The organism is Aurantimonas sp. C2-5-R2 (genome assembly GCF_036549495.1).
GTDB lineage: Bacteria > Pseudomonadota > Alphaproteobacteria > Rhizobiales > Rhizobiaceae > Aurantimonas > Aurantimonas coralicida_A.
Window position 1 is genome coordinate 38910 of sequence record NZ_JAZHLJ010000002.1, and the last position, 22352, is coordinate 61261.

A 22352-nucleotide genomic window follows, 5' to 3' on the forward strand; every position below is an offset into this window, starting at 1 on the left:
TTTCATTCCTGTTTCGCCTCGAATTCGCCGGATTAGAATGCCGGAACAGCGGGAGTTTGGCCCCTTGATCCGGGGAGGATATCCGCTTGAATGGCCGGGTTTGGAAGAGGACCTAGCATGAATTTGTCGCCCCGCCGTCTGTCGGCCCGTTTGACCGCGATCGCCGTCGCCCTTGCCGTCGCGCTGGCCCCGGTCGCGGCCGAGGCCGCGCGAAGTGAAAAAGCCAGTCTTCCCGTGGTCCGGGACGCCGAGATCGAAGCGCTGATCGGCGAGTACGCGCGGCCGATCCTCAAGGCGGCGGGATTATCCCGCTCGGGCATCGAGATCGTCCTGGTCAATTCCGGCAGCTTCAACGCCTTCGTCGCCGGTCGCCGGATTTTCGTCAACACCGGGGCGATCATCGCGACCGAGACCCCCAACCAGTTGATCGGCATTCTCGCCCACGAGATCGGGCATCTGGCGGGCGGCCACCAACAGCGACTGCGCCAGCAATTGGAACGCGCCAAGACGATCGCCATCGTGGCCGGACTGCTCGGCGCCGGCGTCGCTGTGGCCGGTGCGTCATCAGGCGCGCGGGGGGCGGCTCAAGCCGGTGCGGGTCTTATGGCCGGCGGCGGCGATCTCGCGCGACGGGGGCTGCTCAGCTATCAGCGCGGCGAGGAATCGACCGCCGACCGGGCTGCGCTGACCTATCTGCGAAAGACCGGCCAGTCGGGGAAAGGGCTTCTGGAGACCTTCGAGACCCTCGATCGCAACAATCTTTTCGCCAGCGGACGCTCGGGCAACTATCTGTCGTCGCATCCTTTGCCGCGCGAACGTATTGCGGCCTTGAAGCAGGTCGCGCAGGAAAGTCCCGATTTCAGTCGCCAGGATTCGCCGGGCCTGGCTCAGCGGCATGATCTGGCACGGGCCAAGATCGTCGCCTACAATGGGGGAGCGTCGGAGGTCCGGCGGCTATTTGCCCGCAATCCGCGCGGTCTGGCGGCGCTGTATGGCGACGCCATCGCGACGCATCTGTCCGGTTCGCCTGCGACCGCCCTGCAAAAGATCGAGGCGCTGATTGCGGCCCAGCCGAACAGCCCGTGGTTTCACGAGATGCGCGGCGAGATTTTGATGGATGCCGGTCGCTGGCAGGAAGCGGCAGCCGCGTTCTCCAAGGCCGTCAAGCTCGACAAGAGCGGTTCGGGCATCCTCAAGGCTGAGGTCGGACAGGCGCTCGTCACTGGCGGGGATCGCTCGCAAATGGACAAGGCTGTGGATTTGATCCAATCCGGCCTGCAAAGCGACCCGGTCAACTCCGTCGCTTATCGATTTCTCGCCATGGCCTATGGCCGCCTCGGCGATGTCGGTCGCGCGGAGCTTGCCACCGCAGAGGGCTACTGGCACGGTGGGTCTTTCCGTCAGGCGAAGATTTTCGCGACGCGGGCCCAGCAGAAATTGAAGCCAGGCTCCCCAGCATGGCTGAAGGCCCAAGACATCATCCAGACCAAGATCCGCTGACGATCCAGAAGGAACCGCCTCCTCGTGACCAAAATCAAGCTCCTCGCCGCCGCCGCACTGGCGATCGCATTCGCCGTGCCCGCCAGCGCCCAGCAAACGATGACCGCAAAGCCGGCACAGACATCCTTCGACGAGGCCGAGAGCCGGGCTATCGAAGAGATCGTTCATGACTATCTGGTGACGAACCCCGAGGTTCTTCTGGAGGTGATGGACGCGCTGGAGACCAAGCGATCAGCGCAGCAGCTGGCCTCCCAGAAGAAGGCGATTACCGACACTGGGCCGGCACTGTTCGAAACGCCCGAAGGCACGGCTCTGGGCAATCCCGACGGCGATGTCACCGTGGTCGAATTTTTCGACTACAATTGCAGTTTCTGCAAAAGGGCGATGGCGGATATGGACGCGCTGGTCGAGAATGACCCCAATGTGCGTTTCATCCTCAAGGAAATTCCGGTGCTCGGCCCGCAGTCGCTCGAAGCGGCGACCGTCAGTCTGGCATTCCGTGAACTTGCTCCCGAAAAATATGCCGCGTTCCATCGTGACCTACTTGCCGGACGGGGAGTCGCCGACGAGGCCAAAGCGCTGACGGTGGCGGAGGGTTTTGGTATCAGCGAGGAACAACTGCGGCCGGTGATGGGGTCCTCGGCCGTCAAGGCGGCCCTGCAGGAGGCGGATCAACTTGCCCAAGGGCTGGCGATCAATGGCACGCCCTCCTACGTCATCGCGGACAAGGTGCTGCCTGGTGCCGTTGGCGTGGCGGATCTGACCGCCACCATCGCCAATGTTCGAAAATGCGGCAGTGCGAACTGCTGAATCCTTTGGATGACGAGGAAACGCGATAGGTGGCGCTTTCCCCGCGCCACCTATCGCACTATAGGGATTTGCAAGCCGTGCGGGCGCCGTACGTGATTGTTGAACCCACCGAGGATCGATGACCCCGACGATCTACATCCTCAACGGACCCAATTTGAATACCCTTGGCCTCAGAGAGCCTGAGATCTATGGGTCCGCGACACTTGCGGACGTTCAGACCCGGTGCGAGGCAGCGGGTACGGAAGCCGGATTCGAAATCGTGTTTCGGCAATCGAACCATGAAGGCGAATTGGTCGAGTGGATACAGGAGGCGCGAGACGCCGCCGCGGCGATCATCATCAATGCCGGCGCCTACACGCATACCTCCCTGGCCATTCACGACGCGCTCCGTTTTTTTGGCAAACCAGTGGTCGAGGTCCATATCTCGAACATCCATGCGCGCGAGGAAATCCGGCATAAGAGCCTGATTGCCCCGATCGCGGTTGGGATGATCGTGGGGTTTGGGCCGGTTGGTTACGAACTCGCCATCACCGCACTCAAAGCACGTCTTCGATAAAAGCGAGCCCGAAGGGGCCGAAGGACCGGAATGTCGAACGCACAAAACAATGTGGACTCCGCCCTCGTTCGCGAGCTGGCGACAATCCTGAACGACACTGACCTCACCGAGATCGAGGTCGAGCACGGTACGCTTCGTGTCCGGGTGTCGCGCCAAAAGGACTACGTGGTCGGTCATCCGCAGGCATTGACCTACGCTCCATCTCCCGAGCACGGTCAGCCGGCGCCTGTGGCGTCGCAATCCGGAGTATCCCCTGTCAACGTACCTGCCTCTACCGGTCCGGAGCCCGGCACTGTCCCCTCGCCCATGGTCGGAACAGTTTATCTCTCCTCCGCCCCTGGGGGCCGGCATTTCATTGAAATCGGCCAGCAGGTCGCGGAAGGCGAAACGCTGCTGATCATCGAAGCAATGAAGACGATGAACCAGATCCCGGCACCGCGGGCCGGCAAGGTCATCAAGATCCTGGTCGAGAATGCCCAGCCAGTGGAATACGGCGAGCCGCTCGTCGTGGTCGCTTGAGGGGCACGGGATGGTCAAGAAGGTTCTGATTGCCAATCGCGGCGAGATCGCACTGCGAGTTCTGCGCGCCTGCAAGGAACTCGGCATCTCGACGGTCGCGGTGCATTCGACCGCCGACAACACGGCGATGCATGTGCGTCTTGCCGATGAAAGCGTCTGCATCGGACCACCGCCGGCGCGCGACAGTTATCTCAATATTCCCCAGATCGTCGCCGCCTGTGAGATATCGGGGGCCGACGCGGTTCATCCCGGCTATGGTTTTCTGTCCGAAAATGCCCGCTTCGCCGACATTCTCGAGGCTCATAACATCACCTTTATCGGCCCAACCGCCGACCATATCCGGATCATGGGCGACAAGATCGAGGCCAAGCGCACGGCCAAGCGCCTCGGCATCCCAGTCGTTCCCGGCTCGCCGGGTGCGGTGACCGACGACGACGAAGCTTTGAAAATCGCCAACGACATCGGCTTCCCCGTACTGGTCAAGGCATCCGCCGGCGGCGGCGGACGTGGCATGAAGGTCGCGCACTCGGCCGGCGACCTTTCCAACGCGCTGGCGACCGCCCGCGCCGAAGCGGGATCGGCCTTCGGCGACGACGCGGTCTATCTCGAGAAATATCTGCAAAAGCCGCGCCATATCGAGGTGCAGGTTTTCGGCGACGGAGCCGGCAACGCCATCCATCTCGGCGAGCGCGACTGCTCGCTGCAGCGGCGCCATCAAAAGGTTTGGGAAGAAGCGAACTCGCCCGCACTCGACGATGCGCAGCGCGCCAGGATCGGCAGCATCTGCGCCAACGCCATGTCCGAGCTTCGCTACCGGGGCGCGGGAACGATTGAATTTCTCTACGAGAACGGCGAGTTCTATTTCATCGAAATGAACACCCGTCTCCAGGTCGAGCACCCCGTGACCGAGGCCATCACCGGTCTCGACCTCGTACATGAACAGATTCGTGTGGCGAGCGGTCAAGGACTGTCCATTAAACAATCCGAGATTCAGTTCTCCGGCCATGCCATCGAATGCCGGATCAATGCCGAGGATCCGAAGACCTTCGCTCCCTCACCCGGTGAGATCACGCATTATCATATGCCTGGCGGCCTGGGGGTGCGGGTCGATTCCGGCGTCTATCAGGGCTACAAGATTCCGCCTTTCTACGACAGCCTGATCGGCAAGCTGATCGTGCATGGCCGCAACCGCGCCGAATGCATGATGCGGCTACGCCGAGCGTTGGACGAGATCGTCGTCGATGGGGTCAAGACGACGCTGCCGCTGTTCCGTGATCTGGTCGACAATCCCGACATCGGCACCGGCGACTACGACATCCATTGGCTGGAAAACTATCTCGCGGCCAAGGCGACGAATTGATACCAACCTGCGGTGATAGGAACGCATTCGATGGAGCTGAACGGGCTTGGCCGGCCAGGAGCGATGCGCGGTGCGATGCGGCGCATCGGGCAAGCGGTGCGACGCCGTCCGGCGAGCCCGACCAGCCCACCTATGGCCGGGCGCTCGCCGTGTCTGGCTTCGTCGCGGGCCTCGCCCGATGCGCCGCATCGCGCGTCGCCCCGCTTCTTGCCAGACATCGGTGATTGTCCCGATCGAATGAGTCCCTATCACCGCAGGTTGGTATAACGCCATGGCCCGGCGCGGCGGACAGCGGTTCGAGATCACGCCAAGCATCCTCCTGAAAGCCTATGCCTGCGGGATTTTTCCGATGGCGGAAACCGCCGACGATCCTGGCATTTTCTGGATCGACCCGACCGAGCGTGGGATCTTGCCGCTCGACGAGTTCCATTTGTCGCGGAGCCTGCGCAAGACGATCCGGCGCGCTCCGTTCGATATCCGGGTGGACACCGCCTTTCCGGCCGTGGTCGACGGCTGTGCCGAGGCTTCTCCCGGCCGGTCACAAACCTGGATCAACTCCCAGATTCGATCGCTGACCCTGTCGCTGTTTCGCGAAGGCTTCGCGCATTCCGTCGAGGCCTGGGATGGCGAGGAGTTGGTCGGGGGACTTTATGGCGTTTCGCTCGGCGCGGCCTTCTTCGGCGAGAGCATGTTCTCACGCCGGACCGACGCCTCGAAGATCGCGCTCGCCTATCTGTGGGAGCGCCTCAGCCGCGGCGGCTACCGCCTGCTCGACACGCAGTTCCTGACCGATCATCTCGCTTCGTTCGGCGCGATCGAGGTGCATCGCGATGCCTATCAGGTGCTTCTGGCGGAAGCGGTCTCCGAGGATGCGACCTTTTACCCCTCCGGAGCGGGAACGGCCGAATCGCTCTTACAGCTCTTCAACCAGACATCGTAGACCGGGTGCTCGACGGCGTTGAGACCCGGGGAATCGGCGAACATCCAGCCGGAAAAAATCTGCCGGATATCGCGCTGCAGCGTGATCTCGTCGACCTGCACGAACGCGTCCGTCTTGGCGACTTGTCCCTCGGCGCTGCTATAGCAGACTTTCGGCGTGACCTGCAGCGCGCCGAACTGGACCGTCTCGTCGATATAGACGTCGAAGCTGGTGATCCGGCCGGTGATCTTGTCGAGACCGGAAAACACCGCGACCGGATTCGAGACGCGTTCCTGCGCAGCCGCCGGCGAGACCCCCAAGCCAAGGGTCGCGGCCACCAAAATCGGACCCAGAATACGGTTGTTCATCAAATCTTCCTCGACGTGTCGAAAGCCGCCATCCCGACTTGACCGCACCACCCTGTGCCGGACGATTACGGCAGAGAATTGAGCGTTTGAAACCGGCGCCAATTTGCCGACGCAGGGCAAACCGGGACATCGGAACGGTGCCGGTCCATCAGCAGTCTGGATGGGCAACGCGCCTCTCTGTCGATTACGGCGTCCAGGCGTCGTAATCTCCGGTGACACGCGGACGCTCCGCCGGATTGAGCAGCGAGCCTTTGGGCCGGTACGCCAAGGCTGTGCCGGTATGGTTCGGCTGGTGCGGCTTCTGCCAGGTACGAGGGACGTAGTCCTCTGACGACGGCGGCGTATCGACACGGTGGTGCATCCAGCCATGCCAGCCGGGAGGAATCGCCGACGCGTCCGCCGGACCGTTGTAGATCACCCAGCGCTTGGACCCGTCCGCGTTCTGGTAATAGACATTGCCCAGATGATCCTCGCCAAGGCTCCGGCCGAACCGCCAGGTGAAAAACCGGGTGCCGATCGTCTGACCGTTCCACCAGGTGAATATCTGAAGCAGCCATTCCTTCATGGGAATCTCAATCCGTCTCGATGCGCGCCGCCGCGATGCGGGCTCGTTATGCTGCCGCCGGGGAAAAATGTCCACCCGGCCGCGAGCGGTCAGGTCAGGCGCTTTTCATAGACCGCGGCCGGGATTCCCGATGTGTCGTCGCAGCAATTGGCGGTCGACCTCGTACATGCGAATCCCGCGCTCCGGTAGAATCGGATGGCCGGTTCGTTGGCCTCCTCGACCTCAAGCCGCAGCCGCTCGGCCTGCGGGAAGCATTCCTCGATCTCGGCCAGCAGGCTCCGACCGATGCCGGCACGCTGGCAGCCAGGCCGAACGTAGAGTTGGTGCAGGACGACTGTCCTGCCGTTTCCTTCGGTCGCGGCGCCATAAACCATGCCGCCAAGCCGCTCGCCGTCGTCGGCGACCAGAAACTCGGAATTCAGCCGCCCGAGCCTTGGCTTCAGCGCATCCACCGAATGCCACGACGCGGTGAGTTCCGACACCCTCGCAGCGCCGTAGATGCCGTCATAGGTCGCGTGCCAGGTCTCGCGAAGCAGATCGCTGATCGCCTGAAGATCGCGCGGCCCGGCCGTGCGGATGAAGAACGACGTCATTCGAGCCCGAGCTTGGCCTTGACCAGCGCGTTCACCGCCTGGGGGTTGGCCTTGCCGCCAGTTGCCTTCATCACCTGGCCGACGAACCAGCCGGCCATCGTCGGCTTGGCCATGGCTTGGCTGACCTTGTCGGGGTTAGCGGCAATCACCTCGTCCACCGCCTTTTCGATCGCGCTGGTGTCGGTCACCTGCTTCATCCCGCGCTCGTCGACGAGCTGCTTGGGATCACCCCCCTCGTTCCAGACGATCTCGAAGAGGTCCTTGGCGATCTTGCCCGAGATCGTGCCTTCGCGGATCAGGTCGAGGATCGCTCCGAGCTGCTCGGCCGAGACGGGCGACTCATCGATCCCCTTGCCGGCTTTGTTCAGCGCCCCGAGCAGGTCGTTGATCGTCCAGTTGGCGGCCTGCTTGGCGTCGCGGCCGCCCGCGACCTTCTCGAAGAAGTCAGCGATCGCCTTTTCGGAAACGAGGATGGAGGCGTCGTAGGGCGACAGCCCGGCATCCTTGATTAGCCGGTTCTTCTTGTCGTCGGGGAGCTCCGGCAGTTCCTTCAGCAGCGCGTCGATATAGGCCTGGTCGAATTCCAGCGGCAACAGGTCCGGATCGGGGAAATAGCGGTAGTCATGCGCGTCTTCCTTGGTGCGCATCGCCCGCGTCTCGCCCTTGACCGGATCGAACAGCCGCGTCTTCTGGTCGATGGTGCCGCCGTCCTCGATGATCGCGATCTGCCGCCGGGCCTCCGCTTCGATCGACTGGCCGACGAAGCGGATCGAGTTGACGTTCTTGATCTCGCAGCGGGTACCGAAGGCGCCGCCGGGACGGCGCACCGAGACATTGACGTCGGCGCGCATCGAGCCTTCGTCCATATTGCCGTCGCAGGTGCCGAGATAGCGCAGGATAGTGCGCAGCTTGGTCAGATAGGCTTTCGCCTCGTCGGCCGAGCGCATGTCGGGCTTGGAGACGATTTCCATCAGCGCGACGCCCGAGCGGTTGAGATCGACGAAGGACATGGTCGGATGCTGGTCGTGCATCGACTTGCCGGCGTCCTGTTCCAGATGCAGCCGCTCGACGCCCACTTCGATCTCCTCAAACTCGCCCTTCGAGTTCGGTCCGACCGAAACGCTGACGACCCCCTCGCCGACGATCGGATCCTTGAACTGCGAAATCTGGTAGCCCTGTGGCAAGTCCGGATAGAAATAGTTCTTCCGGTCGAACACGGAGCGATGCTTGATCTCGGCCTTGAGACCGAGCCCGGTGCGGACCGCCTGGCGCACGCACTCCTCGTTGATCACTGGCAGCATGCCCGGCATCGCCGCGTCGACGAGGCTGACGTGATCATTCGCCTCGCCGCCATATTCGGCGGATGCGCCGGAAAACAGCTTGGCCTGAGACGAGACCTGGGCGTGAACCTCCATGCCGATGACGATCTCCCAGTCGCCGGTAGCACCGGAGATGAAGTTTTTCGGATCGGGTGTGCGGGTGTCGATGAGGGTCATGGTCGGCTTTCAGAGGAAGAAGCGGTCTGCGCACTGGCGGGTGAATTGCGAACTCTCGCTGATGTTACCACCACTTGGCCGGCTCGAACCGCCCGGCCGCCTGCTCGATCACCGAGCCGAGCGCGAACAGCGTTTCCTCGTCAAACGGCCGACCGATCAATTGGAGTCCCAGCGGCAGTCCGTCGCCAGTCAGTCCGGCCGGCACCGCAATTCCCGGCAGACCCGCCATGTTCACGGTGACCGTGAAGATGTCGTTGAGATACATTTTCACCGGGTCCGAGGCCATGTCCTGGTCGGCGATGCCGAAGGCCGCCGAGGGCGTCGCCGGGGTCAGCAGCGCGTCGATACCATCGGCATAGACGGTCTCGAAATCGCGCTTGATCAAGGTCCGGACCTTCTGCGCCCGCAGGTAGTAGGCATCGTAATAGCCGGACGAGAGCACATAGGTGCCGATCATGACGCGGCGTTTGACCTCGCGACCGAATCCCTCGGCGCGGGTCTTCTCGTACATATCCGCGATGTCCTTGCCCGGCACCCGCAGCCCGTAGCGCACGCCGTCATAGCGCGCCAGATTGGACGACGCCTCGGCCGGCGCGACGATGTAATAGGCCGGCAGCGCGTATTTCGTATGCGGCAGCGAGACGTCGACGATCTCGGCGCCAGCGTCCTTCAGCCAGGCGACACCCTGCTGCCAAAGGGTTTCGATCTCGCCCGGCATGCCGTCCACCCGGTATTCCTTCGGGATGCCGATCCTGAGCCCCTTCACGGAGCGGCCGATCGCTGCCTCATAGTCCGGCACGTCACGGTCGACCGATGTCGTGTCCTTCGCATCGACGGAGGCCATCGATTTCAACAGGATCGCCGCGTCGCGGACATCACGGGCAATCGGCCCGGCCTGGTCGAGCGAGGAGGCAAAGGCGACGGTGCCCCAGCGCGAGCAGCGCCCGTAGGTGGGCTTGATGCCGACCGTGCCGGTGAAGGCGGCCGGCTGGCGGATGGAGCCGCCGGTGTCGGTCGCCGTCGCACCGGCGCAAAGATGCGCCGCCACCGCCGCGGCCGATCCGCCGGACGAGCCGCCGGGCACGAGGTCGAGGTTGGAACCCTTCTTCCGCCAAGGGTTCTTGACCGGGCCGTAATAGGACGTCTCGTTCGACGAGCCCATGGCGAACTCGTCCATGTTGAGCTTGCCGAGCATTACCGCGCCGTCAGCCCACAAATTGGCCGTGACGGTGGATTCGTAGCGCGGCTTGAAGCCGTCGAGAATGTGGCTGCAGGCCTGGGTGTGGATGCCCTCGGTCGCGAACAGATCCTTGATGCCGAGCGGAATGCCTTCGAGCGCCCTGCCCTCGCCCTTGGCCAAGCGCGCGTCGGACGCCTTCGCCATGTCGCGCGCCTTATCGGCCGTCACCGCGACATAGGCATTGAGCGCGCCATTGGCCTGGTCGATGGCGGCCAGATAGGCGTCGGTCAGTTCGACGGCGCCGATGTCCTTCGACGCCAGCTTGCCGCGCGCTTCCGCTATGGTCAGTGAAGTCAGATCATTCATCGGGTCAGGGTCTTTTCGTAAAAGCAATTGTAGGCGGAATCCGGATAGTCGAGGACTGGGCCGCAAGGCGTGAAACCCGAGCGCTCGTAGAGCGCCCAGGCCGGTTCGAAGCCTGCGGTCGACCCGGTTTCGAGGACCAGCCGGGCAAGACCGAGGTCGCGAGCCTTGGCTTCGATCGCCCGCAGAATTTTCCAGCCCGCACCAGTGCCACGCACGGCTGGTGTCGTGAACATTCGCTTGATCTCGCCAAGCGTTACATCATGCACTTTCAACGCGCCGATCCCGATCGCTTCGCCGGTGTCGTCGCGCATTACAAACACGGTGGTATCCGCATCCGCCATCTGTTCGGCGGTCAGCTGGAATTGAAACTCCGGGGGCGAGAGTGGTTGCAGATAGCCATTGAGGCTGGCAACCAGCGTCCGCACTTCATCCTGGAGCGGCGTTTCCACCGCGATCGTAACGGCCATCGCCGGCTATTCCACCACCTTCGGCACGACGAAGAAATGGTCGTCGCTCACCGGGGCATTGGCCATGATGTCGTCGACCTTCGCCCCGTCGGTGACGACGTCGGCGCGCTTCTTCATCGCCATCGGGATCACGGAGGTCATCGGCTCGACGCCTTCGACGTCGACCTCGCCGAGGTGCTCCACGAAGACGAGGATGGCGTTGAGTTCGCCCTCCATGGCTGCGACATCGTCGTCGGTAACGGCGATTCGGGCCAGCCGGGCGACCCGGCGGACGGTATTGGCATCGACGGACATTGCGGCCCTATGGTTGTGACAAGATTTTCGCGAGCTATAGCGGCGTGGCCGGCACGAGGCAACGGCGCGTCCCGTCCATCATCCTCACGCTGGTCGAAGGAGGGTCTGACGGCAGAACCCCTCAGACCCCGAAGGCTTCTCCGATCGCCGGATTGCGGACCTTGCTGGCCTCCCCTTCCATCGCTTCGATGAACTTGTCCGACGTCGCGTCGAGCATGGGGAAGGTGCCCCAGTGGATTGGCATGATCGTATCGAAGTTGAAGTAGCGTCGGCAGGCCAAGGCCGCCACAGCCGCCCCCATGGTGAAGCGGTCGCCGATAGGCACCATCGCGATCTTCGGCGCGTGCAGCTCCTCGATCAGCGCCATGTCGGCGAAAATGTCGGTGTCGCCCATATGATAGACCGTCGGCCCGTCGTCGAAATGGAAGACGAGGCCGTTCGGCATGCCGAGATAGGTCACCGTCCCGTCCTCCTCGACATGGCCGGACGAATGGAACGCTTGTGTGAAAGTCACGGTAAAATCGCCGAAGGCGATCGTGCCGCCGGTGTTTCCCCCTTCGCCGTTTCCGGCGCCCTGCTTGCCCAGCCAGTTCACCAGCTCGAAATTGCCCACGACCTTGCAGTCGTGTCGCTTCGCCAGTTCCACCGTATCGCCGACATGATCGGCGTGGCCGTGGCTGAGCACGATATGCGTCACGCCTTCGGCCGCCGCTGCCACATCTCCGTTGAAATGGGGATTTCCCGTGAGAAACGGGTCGATCAGGATAACCGAAGCCGCTGTCTCGATTCGAAACGCGGAATGGCCGAAATAGGTGATCTTCATGAAGCTGCTCCTTGCCGTGGAGGGAAAACCGGGCGGTTTGCCATAGTCTGCGCTCGCCGTGCTAACTGCGCGTAAAGGCGGAACGGTCAAGGATTTGGAATGCCCATCCTCGCAATCGATGAGTTCGCCGCAAATGTGCCGGAAGGTGCAACGATCGCTGGTATCGACCTCGGAACCAAGACCATCGGGCTCGCCGTCTCGGATCTCGGACAAGGCTTCGCGACGCCGCGCAAGGTAATCCGGCGGGTCAAGTTCACGATCGACGCCAAGGCCCTGTTGGCCGCTCTGGACAGCGAACGCGTCGCTGGCATCGTGGTCGGCCTGCCCCTCAATATGAACGGCTCCGAGGGGCCTCGCGTCCAGTCGACCCGGGCTTTCGTGCGCAATTACGCGCAGTTCGACCCGCGTCCGGTGCTTCTTTGGGACGAGCGGCTGTCGACGGTGGCAGCGGAACGCGGCTTGCTGGAAGCGGACGTCTCGCGCCGCAAACGCGCCGAGCGGATCGATTCGGCTGCTGCTGCCTTCATCCTTCAGGGCGCGCTGGACAGGCTTTCGTCGCTGCGGCCATAGGCGACGTAGGCAGGCGCCGCAAATGCATTCGGCTCGGATGCTCGGCGGTTCTCCCACCACGCGGCGATCTTGCGACGCTTGCGAAATGCGACGATGGCCCCGAGAATCAGACTGTCGACGACAAGGGCCTCGGCGATCATGCCGGGAATGGCAGTCGGCTCGATCCCCAGCATGGTCCCATACATGTTGAAGACTTGATCATGCAGCGCGCGGGAGAAGAACACCCCGCCCAGATCGTTGAGCGACAGGAAATACCAGCCCCAGAAGAACGCCAGCGGGCCGAGCCAAAGGGCGAGAAGCTTACGCATCAGTGGCCATCGCTTTCTTCGAATTTCGACGACCGCTGATTTTCGATCAACGCCCTGCGCTCGGCTGCCCGAATGGACTGGAGTATCGTCTCGAACGTCGCGTCGTCGGCGCCGTCCTCGTCGACTTCCATCAGATGGTCGAACAGCAGCGCTCCAAATGTGAACGCTACTGAGACGAGGAAGCCCGACCCCTCCCCGAAGACCTCGGCGACCGGCGAACCCATCAGTGCCGTCGATGCGTAAAGGGCGACAAGCGCTACAAGCACGGCACCGGCGATGGGCTCGGCCCTGCGCGCGGCGGCCACCGACGATACGTTCAGGCCGGCAATCCCCACGCCGAAACCGATCGCCAATGCGGCGAACATCGCAGCGAAGGCGAGCGCCTGATGCGGAAGCAGGCCGAGATCAAGGGGATTGGGCATCAGGGCCAGCAGGCCGCCCCACCCGTCACCCGACAGACCTCCGAGCATCCCTGCCTCTTGAGCGAGGCGCAGGCCTGTGAGAGCGGTGAACCCCGTCCAGGCACTCAGTGCCAGGGTCGTCGCCAAACGGCGCATGGGTGCCTCCCTACGTCATGGTTACCAGTTCATTAACGCCCAGTCTCGCGATCCGCTCCCTTCGCCGCAACCGATACCGAACGTTAACCTTAATGGCTCCGGGCCACTCCCCCGATTTCTCTCCGGTTCTGGAATAACTTCCAACTCCCCATAGGGTTGCCGCAAAAACCCGAGGTATACCGTCGTCAGCGGATCGGTGGATAAAGATTATCGACGATGGCGCGGGAGTCGTGACGCAGATCGAGCATCCCGTAGGTGTGGCGGAACACGCCGCCGAGCCGCGTATCGACGAAGGCATCAGCGGCGCGCGCGGCGTTCAGACGACGCAACGCGGCAGCCGCGCCGGCGAGCGCCAGTTGCTCGGCAAACAGCCGGCATGCGCCTTCGTCGGACAGGGCCATCGACAGCGCGGCCCGCAGGACGCCTGGCGTGCCGCCCGCCGTGACGCCCAGATCCGTTTCGATCAGCCCGATTACCGTCTCGAAGGCATCCGGGTCCTGCCGCAGCACCCGGGCGAGATCGAGCGCCATGACGTTGCCCGAGCCTTCCCAGATGGCGTTCACCGGCGCCTCCCGATAAGCTCTGGCGAGCCGCCCATCCTCCACATAACCGTTGCCGCCGAGGCACTCCATCGCTTCGTAGGTGAGCGCGGGCGCCAGCTTGCAGACCCAATATTTCGTCACCGGCGTCATGACCCGCGCCCAGGCCGCCTCGGCGGCGCCGTCGCCATCCTGCGAGCGACGGTCGAAGGACTCGGCCAGGCGCAACGACAGCGCCGTCGCACCGGCGACGTCCAGGGCCATGTCAGCGAGCACCCTGATCATCTGAGGCTGATCGACCAGGACATTGCCGAACACCTGACGCTCGCGGCAATGATGTACCGCCTCGGCGAGCGCGCCTCGCATCAGGCCGGCGGAGGCAAGCGCACAATCGAGCCGGGTCAGCGTGACCATGTCGATGATCGTGCGGACGCCCCTCCCCGAATCGCCGATCCGGACCGCCTCGGCATCGATGAATTCGACCTCCGCCGAAGCGTTGGAGCGGTTGCCGAGCTTGTCCTTGAGCCGCTGGATGAAAAGGCCGTTGAGCATACCGTCGTCGCGCCGCCGCGGCATCAGGAAGCAGGTCGGGCCGTCGCCGGTCTGTGCGAGAACAAGGAAAGCATCCGACATCGGCGCGGACATGAACCATTTGTGGCCGGTGATGCGATAGCGGCCGTTTCCGGCTTCGATCGCCCGCGAGGTGTTGGCGCGAACGTCCGTTCCGCCCTGCTTCTCGGTCATGCCCATGCCGAGCGTGACGCCAGCCTTCGTCAGCGGCGGCTTGACGCCGGGGTCGTACTGCCGGGTCGCGATTGCCGGCAGCCACGCCTCCCGCACCTCCGGCGCCGCGGCGAGAGGCGCGACCGCCGCGCTGGTCATCGTTATCGGGCATAAATGACCGCATTCAACGCCAGCCGTCATATAGAAGCGCACCGCCCGTGCGCGATGGCGAAAGCCCTCCTCCTCCGCCGGACCGCTCCACAGCGACGCATGCAAACCGTCCGCGATCGAGCGGCGCATCAGCGCGTGATAGGCCGGATGATAGTCGACGAGTTCCAGCCGACGGCCCTTCTCGTCGAAACGACGCAACTTTGGCGGTTCGGTATTGGCAAGGCGCGCAAGATCGTGCGCCTCGGCGGAACCGCAAAACCGCCCATGCTGCTCCAGCGCCAGGAGCGTCGCGTCGCCGAACTCCGCCGCGAGATGCCTCAGCAGCGGGTCGCTTCGAAAAGCATTGAAGCCGGCGTAATCGGAAGACTGGTTGACCACATCATGGGTCTGTAATGTCGTTTCGGCCATATCAGCCTCCTCGTTCGGTTGGCTCGCCATGACGATCCTTGCCGCAAAACCCGCGATTGCCTATAGGCGTGGTTTTTATGAACGCGACCCCTTCCTCTCCCGCATTTTCCCAGCGACACCTTCTCGGCATTGCCAGCCTGCAACCGCACGAGATCGAGCAGTTGATCGATTTGGCCGAAGCGGAGGTCGCAGTCGGCCGCCGCCGAGACAAGAAAAAGTCGACCCTCAAGGGGCGGACCCAGATCAATCTCTTCTTCGAGGCCTCTACCCGAACCCAGGCCTCGTTCGAACTCGCCGGCAAGCGTCTCGGCGCCGACGTTATGAACATGTCGGTCGCGAACTCCTCCGTCAAAAAGGGCGAGACGCTGATCGACACGGCGATGACGCTGAACGCCATGCGACCTGATATTCTCGTCGTGCGGCACCACTCGGCGGGCGCCGTCGCGCTGCTCGCCCAGAAGGTGGCCTGTTCCGTGGTCAATGCCGGCGACGGAGCCCATGAGCACCCGACCCAGGCGTTGCTCGACGCCCTGACCATCCGGCGGCGAAAGGGGCGGATAGCGGGGCTCATCGTGACGATCTGCGGCGACGTCTTGCACAGCCGCGTCGCCCGCTCGAACATTCTCCTGCTGAACGCGCTGGGCGCTCAGGTCCGGGTCGTCGCGCCCTCGACCCTTTTGCCGCGCGGCATCGAGCAGATGGGCGTCGAGGTTCACCGGCGGATGGCGGACGGCCTGAAAGATGCCGACGTGGTGATGATGCTGCGGCTCCAGCGCGAGCGCATGGCCGGCTCCTTCGTGCCGTCGGTGCGCGAGTATTTCCGCTATTTCGGCCTCGACTCAGACAAGCTGAAGATTGCCAAGCCGGATGCGCTGGTCATGCATCCGGGGCCGATGAATCGGGGGGTCGAGATCGCCTCCGAGATCGCCGACGGACCGCAAAGCGTCATCGAGGAACAGGTCGAGATGGGTGTCGCCGTTCGGATGGCCGTGATGGAGGCCCTGATCGGCGGTCCGGAGGATACGATATGAGCGACCCGCTTCGCCCCCTCGTCATCGAACAGGTGCGAATCATCGACCCGGCCCGATCGCTCGACACGGTCGGGTCGGTCGTGATCGCCGACGGCCAGATAGCAGCGTCAGGCGCCGATGCACTGAACCAGGGACGGCCGGATGGCGCGGAGGTAATCGACGGGCGTGGGCTCGTGCTTTTGCCGGGCCTCGTCGATGCGAGGGTGTTCATCGGCGAACCCGGCGGCGAACACCGCGAGACGATCGCGTCGGCCTCCGCGGCGGCCGCGGCTGGCGGCGTGACGTCGATCCTCACCATGCCCGACACCAATCCGGTGGTCGACGATGTCGCCATCGCCGAATTCGTCATGCGAACCGCACGCGACACCGCATCCGTCAATGTCTTTCCCGCCGCGGCTTTGACCCGCGGCCTGAAGGGCGAGGAGATGACCGAGATCGGCCTCCTGTCGGACGCGGGCGTCCGCGCCTTCACCGACGGCCGTCGGACCATAGCGAACCCGGCGCTGCTGCGCCGGATCATGACGTATGCGCGCGATTTCGACGCTCTCGTCATGCACGAGACCCAGGACGCGGCGCTCAGCGGCGACGGCGTCATGAACGAGGGCCTTCTCGCCTCCTGGCTCGGCCTGCCGGGTGCGCCGGCCGAGGCCGAAATCATCCCGCTGGAGCGGGATCTGCGGCTCGCCGCCCTGACGACCTGCCGCTATCATGCGGCCAAGATTTCGCTTGGCGAATCGGCTGAGGTCATACGGCGTGCCAAGCAGCGCGGCATCAGGGCGAGCGCCGGCGTCTCGATCAACCATCTGTCGCTGAACGAGAACGACATCGGCGAATACCGGACCTATTTTCGCCTGTCTCCGCCGTTGCGCGGCGAGGACGACCGTTCCGCGATGGTCGCCGCGCTGGCCGACGGAACGATCGACATTATTGTCTCCTCCCACGATCCGCAGGACGCCGACGGCAAACGCCGCCCCTTCGCCGAAGCCGAGAGCGGCGCCATCGGTCTGGAAACCCTCCTGCCCGCGGCCTTGCGGTTGCACCACGCCGGCGATGTTCCGCTGTTTCGGATCATCGAGTCGATGACCTCGGCTCCAGCCGGCTTGCTGGGTCTCGACCGGGGCACGCTCGTTCCCGGCCGGCCGGCGGATATGGCGCTCGTCGACCTCGATGCGCCCTTCATCTTCAGCGAGGAAGCAATCCATTCGCGCTCGAAGAACACTGCATTCGAAAACGCCCGCTTCCAGGGCCGGGTCTTGCGAACCTTCGTTGCGGGCCGCACAGTCTTTTCTGCAACCGAAACGGACGGGGGTTGAGTCTTTTGGTGAGCGAAGGGGGGATGGGTCTGATCATCGCGGCGGCGCTTGCCGGTGGTTATCTCTGCGGTACGATTCCGTTCGGCCTGATCTTTGCGAGGCTTTTCGGCCTCGGCGACATCCGCAAGATCGGGTCGGGCAATATCGGCGCGACCAACGCGTTGCGCACCGGCAACAAGCCGATGGCGGCACTGACGCTCGCGGGCGATATCCTGAAGGGGACGGTCCCCGTTGTCGTCGCCGCGGCAATCTGGGGAGACGTGCCGGCCGCGTTTGCTGGCCTTGGTGCCTTCCTCGGCCACCTTTTTCCGGTCTGGCTGAGCTTCAAGGGCGGCAAGGGCGTCGCCACCTATCTCGGCATCTTGCTGGGCATCGCTCCAGTTGGAGTGCTGATCTTTGCGGCCGTCTGGCTGTCGGTCGCTTATTTCTCTCGCTATTCGTCCCTCGCCGCCCTCGCCGCGACGCTGGTGGTGCCGCCCGCCTATTTCGCGCTCGGCTTCGAGACGGCCGCGACGCTTACCGCAGTGCTGACGCTGCTGGTCTATATCAAGCACCACGCCAATATCCGCCGTCTGCTCTCCGGTGAGGAAGGCAAGATCGGAGCGAAGGGGTGACTCTTACGGACGCTCAGAAGCCCGGCGTCCACCTCCCCCTGACCACGCGGCTCGCGTGGCTGCGCCTGATCCGCAGCGAGAATGTCGGCCCCGCCACGTTTCGCGCGCTCATCAATCGCTACGGCGGCGCCGAGGCGGCGCTGGAGGCACTGCCGGACCTGGCGGCTCGCGGCGGTCGCAAGATCCGCGTGGCCAGCTTGGCGGCGATCGAAGACGAGATGGCAAATGCCGAGCGGCTCAGCGCGCGCTTCGTCTGCCTCGGTGAGCCGGATTATCCGGTCCTGCTGCGCCGCATGGAACAGGCACCGCCGGTTCTGGCCGTCATGGGCGGCACGGACGTCCTGATGCGCCCGGCGGTCGCCATCGTCGGTGCCCGCAACGCCTCGCTCTCCGGCATCAAGTTGACCCGACGGTTTGCCGTCGAACTCGGTCGCGCCGGCTACTCCATTGTTTCCGGGCTTGCCCGCGGGATCGACGCCGCTGCGCACGAGGCATCGCTTGCGACCGGCACGGTGGGGGTTTTCGCCGGTGGCCTGGACCGACCCTATCCGAACGAAAACCGGCCACTGATGCGACAAATCGTCGATGCCGACGGTTGCCTCATCTCCGAAATGCCATTCGGCTGGGAGCCGCGTGCCAGGGACTTTCCGCGTCGCAACCGTCTGGTTGCCGGGATGGCGCTCGGGCTTTTGGTGGTGGAAGCAGCCACGCGGTCGGGCTCCCTGATCAGTGCCCGCTTGTCCGCCGAAATGGGCCGGCTCGTCTTCGCCGTTCCCGGATCGCCGCTCGATCCGCGCGCGGTCGGCACCAACGGCCTTCTCAAGGAGGGTGCGATTCTGGCGACGGATGCCGAAGATGTCATCGCAGCACTGCGTCCCCTCGACGCACGGATGACGCCGAACGACGGCGATGTCGCGTTGGAAGAGCCCGCGGGGAATGGCCCCGCCGATGAACCCGCCGAAGGCGAACGCGAGCGCATCGTCGAAACGCTGGGGACGACCCCCATCGATATCGACGACATCATTGCGCACACCGGATCGTCGCCCGGCGCCGTACAGTTGGTCTTGCTTGAACTCGATCTTGCTGGGCGTCTTGAACGGCACGCCAACGGCCGGGTGTCACTGCTTCTTTGATGTCTCGGCGGAGGAACCGATCTGTTGCTCTGTCTCGAGTCGCGCCATGTCCATCAAATATCCGAGGATCGACCCCTCCCTGGCCCCGGACACAACCTTTAATTGCTCGAGCATATCACGGACATATTGGAGATTTTCCCGTCGATCGGTTGGATTGGCTGACATGGACGGAAAAACTCCAGAAACTCAAGGATATCGGCAGTTCAGATGTGGCGGAGCCCGGATCACCTGACGATAGGCATTTATAGAAAAATTCCCTCTATAGTTGCAAGCCCATCTTACGTAGTCCTCGTCGGGGTTGACCGCCCGCGCCGGACTGTCCATGTGACGGGACGGTCGACAGTCGGAATCTCGCCATCTTCGGCTGTGCATTCGGCTGCCGGTATGACCTTTCTCCTGCCAGGACATAATATCTATGGATGTCGTCATCGTTGAATCGCCTGCCAAAGCGAAGACGATCAACAAATATCTCGGCGGAAACTACAAGGTTATCGCCTCCTACGGTCATGTCCGCGATCTGCCGCCAAAAGACGGGTCCGTGCGGCCGGACGAGGATTTCGAGATGATCTGGGAGGTCGCCAAACCGTCCCAGAAGCGGCTGACGGAGATCGCCCAAGCGGTTCGGGCCGCCGACGGCCTCGTCCTCGCCACCGATCCCGATCGCGAAGGCGAAGCGATTTCCTGGCATGTTCTGGAAGTGCTGCGCCAGAAAAAGGCGATCGGCAAGAAGCCGGTCAGCCGCGTCGTCTTCAATGCCATCACCAAGAAGGCCGTCCTCGACGCCATGGCCAATCCGCGGGAGATCGACGAACCGCTAGTCAATGCCTATCTCGCCCGCCGGGCACTCGACTATCTGGTCGGGTTTACCCTGTCGCCAGTACTCTGGCGCAAGCTGCCGGGCGCCCGCTCCGCCGGCCGGGTCCAGTCGGTGGCGCTGCGGCTCATCTGCGACCGGGAAGCCGAGATCGAGCGCTTCAAGACGGACGAATACTGGCAGATCGCCGCCCAGCTCGCCACGCCGCGCGGCGATGACTTCAAGGCGCGCCTGACGGTTTTCGACGGGGAGAAGCTGCAGAAGCTGTCGATCGGCAACGAGGAGCGCGCATCGGTGGTTCGTTCGATGCTCGAAGGCGCGACCTACCGCGTTGACAGCGTCGAAGCCAAGCCGACGAAGCGCAATCCCGGCCCGCCCTTCACCACCTCGACATTGCAGCAGGCCGCCTCCGCCAAGCTCGGCTTTTCGGCCTCGCGAACCATGCAGGTCGCGCAGAAGCTCTACGAAGGTGTCGATGTCGGCGGCGAGACCGTCGGCCTGATCACCTATATGCGGACCGACGGCGTGCAGATGGCGCCGGAGGCCGTTGCGGACGCGCGCCAATCCATCGGCGCCAGCTTCGGCGAGCGCTACGTCCCCGAGAAGCCGCGCTATTACGCGACCAAGGCCAAGAACGCTCAGGAGGCGCACGAGGCCATTCGTCCGACCGAGTTCGGCCGTGCGCCGAAGGATGTCGAGCGCTATCTCGATCGCGACCAGGCGCGTCTCTACGACCTCATCTGGAAGCGCTGCATCGCCAGCCAGATGGCCTCGGCCGAAATCGAACGCACGACCGTCGACATCTTCGCGAGCGGTGGCGGCAAGACCGCGACGCTGCGTGCGACCGGTCAGGTGATCAAGTTCGACGGCTTCATCGGCGCCTATGTCGACCATCGCGACGATAGTCGCGCCCCGGATGCTGGCGATGACGACGAGGATTCGGCGCGTCTGCCGGAGATTCTGGCGAACGACGACCTCGCCAAACGCGCCATCGACGCCTCGCAGCACTTCACCGAGCCGCCGCCGCGTTACTCGGAGGCCTCCCTGATCAAGCGGATGGAAGAGCTCGGCATCGGCCGTCCTTCGACCTACGCCTCGACGCTGCAGACGCTGCAGGACCGCGACTACGTCGTGCATGAAAAGCGCAAGCTTCTGCCCGAGGCCAAGGGCCGGTTGGTCACGGCCTTCCTGCACAATTTCTTCGAGCGCTATGTCGAGTACGATTTCACCGCCGAACTCGAAGAGAAGCTCGATCTCATCTCCGCCGGCAAATTGGCCTGGAAGGACGTTCTGCGCGAGTTCTGGCAGAACTTCTCGACCCATGTCGACGGCACCAAGGAGTTGCGGGTCACCGATGTCCTCGACGCGCTGAACGAGGAACTCGGACCGCTCGTGTTCCCGCCCAAGGAGGATGGCACCGAGCCGCGCGCCTGCCCCCGCTGCGGCGAGGGCAAGCTATCGCTCAAGCTCGGCAAGTTCGGCGCCTTCGTCGGCTGCTCGAACTACCCCGAATGCGGCTTCACCCGGCAGCTCGGCACCAGCCTTTCGGGGAACGGCAATGGCGATGAAGCAGAGGGTCCCAAGGATCTGGGCGTCGATCCGGAAACCAGCGACCCGGTGACGCTGCGCAGCGGCCGCTTTGGGCCCTATGTCCAGCGTGGCGAAGGCAAGGAGGCCAAGCGCTCGTCCCTGCCCAAGGGTTGGCAGCCGGCAGAGATCGATCTGGAAAAGGCTTTGCGGCTCTTGTCGCTGCCGCGCGAGGTGGGACTTCATCCCGAGAGCGGCAAGCCGATTCTCGCTGGCCTCGGCCGCTATGGTCCGTTTCTGCAGCATGACGGCATGTACGCGAACCTCGAGACCATCGAGGACGTGTTCGAGGTCGGGCTCAACCGGGCCGTTACCGTCATCGCCGAAAAGAAGGAGAACGGTGGTCGCGGTCGCGGCAAACCGGCGGCTCTGGCGACACTCGGCGAACACCCGCAGCTCGGCGGCCAGATCACCGTGCGCGACGGCCGTTTCGGCCCCTATGTCAACACCGGCAAGATCAACGCCACGCTGCCGAAGGGCAAGGACCCGTCGAGCGTGACGCTGGAAGAGGCGATCCAGCTGCTCAACGAACGGGCGGAAAAGACCGGCAAGAAGGGACCCGCGAAAAAGGCTGCAGCCAAGAGCAAGCCTAAGGCGGCCGCCAAGCCCAAGGCGAAGGCAGCTGCCGCCAAAACTGCCGCAGACGGCAAGACGCCGGCGAAGAAGGCGGCGGCGAAGGCACCCGCCAAGAGCAAAGCGGCGAAGAAGCCACCCGCCGAATCCTCCGCGACCGGCGACGAGTCGCTGCCTTGGGACGCGGACTGATCC

General features: G+C 63.8%; 23 protein-coding genes. 12 read left to right on the forward strand and 11 right to left on the reverse strand.

The window, feature by feature from the left end:
- Nucleotides 1-117 precede the first annotated feature (117 nt).
- From VQ044_RS01215 to aat, 6 genes are all read left to right on the forward strand, one after another.
- Entirely contained in the window at nucleotides 118-1500 is a 1383-nt protein-coding gene (locus VQ044_RS01215) for a M48 family metalloprotease (RefSeq protein WP_327646657.1), read from the forward strand.
- Between the two features lie 24 nt (nucleotides 1501-1524).
- Nucleotides 1525-2310 carry a DsbA family protein gene (locus VQ044_RS01220; protein ID WP_327646658.1) on the forward strand — a complete coding sequence of 262 codons (786 nt, stop codon included), beginning with the start codon at nucleotides 1525-1527 and terminating at the stop codon, nucleotides 2308-2310.
- A gap of 118 nt (nucleotides 2311-2428) precedes the next feature.
- On the forward strand, nucleotides 2429-2866 hold the full coding sequence (gene aroQ / locus VQ044_RS01225) for a type II 3-dehydroquinate dehydratase (RefSeq protein ID WP_327646659.1): 438 nt from the start codon (nucleotides 2429-2431) through the stop codon (nucleotides 2864-2866).
- 30 nt (nucleotides 2867-2896) lie between these two features.
- Complete coding sequence (gene accB / locus VQ044_RS01230; protein WP_327646660.1) at nucleotides 2897-3385, forward strand: acetyl-CoA carboxylase biotin carboxyl carrier protein; 489 nt, start codon at nucleotides 2897-2899, stop codon at nucleotides 3383-3385.
- Between the two features lie 10 nt (nucleotides 3386-3395).
- Nucleotides 3396-4745 (forward strand): acetyl-CoA carboxylase biotin carboxylase subunit, encoded by a 1350-nt coding sequence (gene accC, locus VQ044_RS01235; RefSeq protein WP_327646661.1) that lies wholly within the window; start codon nucleotides 3396-3398, stop codon nucleotides 4743-4745.
- Nucleotides 4746-5016: 271 nt separating this feature from the next.
- The gene (gene aat / locus VQ044_RS01240) at nucleotides 5017-5685 is read left to right on the forward strand and encodes a leucyl/phenylalanyl-tRNA--protein transferase (RefSeq protein WP_327646662.1); all 669 of its coding nucleotides are present in this window, start codon (nucleotides 5017-5019) and stop codon (nucleotides 5683-5685) included.
- Here the strand turns inward: aat and VQ044_RS01245 are convergent.
- The 8 genes from VQ044_RS01245 to VQ044_RS01280 all read right to left on the reverse strand — a co-directional run bounded on the left by VQ044_RS01245 (nucleotide 5625) and on the right by VQ044_RS01280 (nucleotide 11816).
- Nucleotides 5625-6032 (reverse strand): DUF2155 domain-containing protein, encoded by a 408-nt coding sequence (locus VQ044_RS01245; protein ID WP_327646663.1) that lies wholly within the window; start codon nucleotides 6030-6032, stop codon nucleotides 5625-5627. The two genes, aat and VQ044_RS01245, sit on opposite strands and share 61 nt — an antisense overlap.
- Before the next feature lie 184 nt (nucleotides 6033-6216).
- Nucleotides 6217-6597, reverse strand: coding sequence for an NADH:ubiquinone oxidoreductase subunit NDUFA12 (locus VQ044_RS01250; RefSeq protein WP_327646664.1), 381 nt, complete (start codon nucleotides 6595-6597; stop codon nucleotides 6217-6219).
- 89 nt (nucleotides 6598-6686) lie between these two features.
- Nucleotides 6687-7190: a GNAT family N-acetyltransferase gene (locus VQ044_RS01255; RefSeq protein WP_327646665.1), complete on the reverse strand. Its 504-nt coding sequence runs from the start codon at nucleotides 7188-7190 to the stop codon at nucleotides 6687-6689.
- Complete coding sequence (gene gatB, locus VQ044_RS01260) at nucleotides 7187-8686, reverse strand: Asp-tRNA(Asn)/Glu-tRNA(Gln) amidotransferase subunit GatB (RefSeq protein ID WP_327646666.1); 1500 nt, start codon at nucleotides 8684-8686, stop codon at nucleotides 7187-7189. Before gatB ends, VQ044_RS01255 begins: the two co-directional genes overlap by 4 nt.
- A gap of 64 nt (nucleotides 8687-8750) precedes the next feature.
- Nucleotides 8751-10232, reverse strand: coding sequence for an Asp-tRNA(Asn)/Glu-tRNA(Gln) amidotransferase subunit GatA (gatA, locus tag VQ044_RS01265; protein ID WP_327646667.1), 1482 nt, complete (start codon nucleotides 10230-10232; stop codon nucleotides 8751-8753).
- Nucleotides 10229-10699, reverse strand: coding sequence for a GNAT family N-acetyltransferase (locus tag VQ044_RS01270; protein ID WP_327646668.1), 471 nt, complete (start codon nucleotides 10697-10699; stop codon nucleotides 10229-10231). Before VQ044_RS01270 ends, gatA begins: the two co-directional genes overlap by 4 nt.
- Before the next feature lie 6 nt (nucleotides 10700-10705).
- Nucleotides 10706-10993: an Asp-tRNA(Asn)/Glu-tRNA(Gln) amidotransferase subunit GatC gene (gatC, locus tag VQ044_RS01275; protein ID WP_327646669.1), complete on the reverse strand. Its 288-nt coding sequence runs from the start codon at nucleotides 10991-10993 to the stop codon at nucleotides 10706-10708.
- 121 nt (nucleotides 10994-11114) lie between these two features.
- Nucleotides 11115-11816, reverse strand: coding sequence for a metal-dependent hydrolase (locus VQ044_RS01280; protein WP_327646670.1), 702 nt, complete (start codon nucleotides 11814-11816; stop codon nucleotides 11115-11117).
- Nucleotides 11817-11915: 99 nt separating this feature from the next.
- On the opposite strand from VQ044_RS01280, the gene ruvX reads away from it, so the two are divergent.
- The gene (ruvX, locus tag VQ044_RS01285) at nucleotides 11916-12386 is read left to right on the forward strand and encodes a Holliday junction resolvase RuvX (RefSeq protein WP_327622237.1); all 471 of its coding nucleotides are present in this window, start codon (nucleotides 11916-11918) and stop codon (nucleotides 12384-12386) included.
- Here ruvX and VQ044_RS01290 read toward each other — a convergent pair.
- The 3 genes from VQ044_RS01290 to VQ044_RS01300 form a co-directional block, all read right to left on the reverse strand.
- The gene (locus tag VQ044_RS01290) at nucleotides 12347-12694 is read right to left on the reverse strand and encodes a DUF6105 family protein (protein ID WP_327622238.1); all 348 of its coding nucleotides are present in this window, start codon (nucleotides 12692-12694) and stop codon (nucleotides 12347-12349) included. The two genes, ruvX and VQ044_RS01290, sit on opposite strands and share 40 nt — an antisense overlap.
- The gene (locus VQ044_RS01295) at nucleotides 12694-13251 is read right to left on the reverse strand and encodes a hypothetical protein (RefSeq protein ID WP_327646671.1); all 558 of its coding nucleotides are present in this window, start codon (nucleotides 13249-13251) and stop codon (nucleotides 12694-12696) included. Before VQ044_RS01295 ends, VQ044_RS01290 begins: the two co-directional genes overlap by 1 nt.
- A gap of 185 nt (nucleotides 13252-13436) precedes the next feature.
- Nucleotides 13437-15092 (reverse strand): acyl-CoA dehydrogenase family protein, encoded by a 1656-nt coding sequence (locus tag VQ044_RS01300; protein ID WP_327646672.1) that lies wholly within the window; start codon nucleotides 15090-15092, stop codon nucleotides 13437-13439.
- Nucleotides 15093-15169: 77 nt separating this feature from the next.
- Between VQ044_RS01300 and VQ044_RS01305 the strand changes: the two genes are divergently transcribed.
- From VQ044_RS01305 to topA, 5 genes are all read left to right on the forward strand, one after another.
- Complete coding sequence (locus VQ044_RS01305) at nucleotides 15170-16123, forward strand: aspartate carbamoyltransferase catalytic subunit (protein ID WP_327646673.1); 954 nt, start codon at nucleotides 15170-15172, stop codon at nucleotides 16121-16123.
- Nucleotides 16120-17436, forward strand: a complete 1317-nt coding sequence (locus VQ044_RS01310) for a dihydroorotase (RefSeq protein ID WP_327646674.1) — start codon at nucleotides 16120-16122, stop codon at nucleotides 17434-17436. The genes VQ044_RS01305 and VQ044_RS01310 overlap by 4 nt, the downstream gene beginning before the upstream one ends.
- A gap of 23 nt (nucleotides 17437-17459) precedes the next feature.
- Nucleotides 17460-18050, forward strand: coding sequence for a glycerol-3-phosphate 1-O-acyltransferase PlsY (plsY, locus tag VQ044_RS01315; protein ID WP_327646675.1), 591 nt, complete (start codon nucleotides 17460-17462; stop codon nucleotides 18048-18050).
- On the forward strand, nucleotides 18047-19183 hold the full coding sequence (gene dprA, locus VQ044_RS01320; protein ID WP_327622243.1) for a DNA-processing protein DprA: 1137 nt from the start codon (nucleotides 18047-18049) through the stop codon (nucleotides 19181-19183). The genes plsY and dprA overlap by 4 nt, the downstream gene beginning before the upstream one ends.
- Nucleotides 19184-19598: 415 nt before the next feature.
- Nucleotides 19599-22349: a type I DNA topoisomerase gene (gene topA, locus VQ044_RS01325; RefSeq protein ID WP_327622244.1), complete on the forward strand. Its 2751-nt coding sequence runs from the start codon at nucleotides 19599-19601 to the stop codon at nucleotides 22347-22349.
- Nucleotides 22350-22352 lie beyond the last annotated feature (3 nt).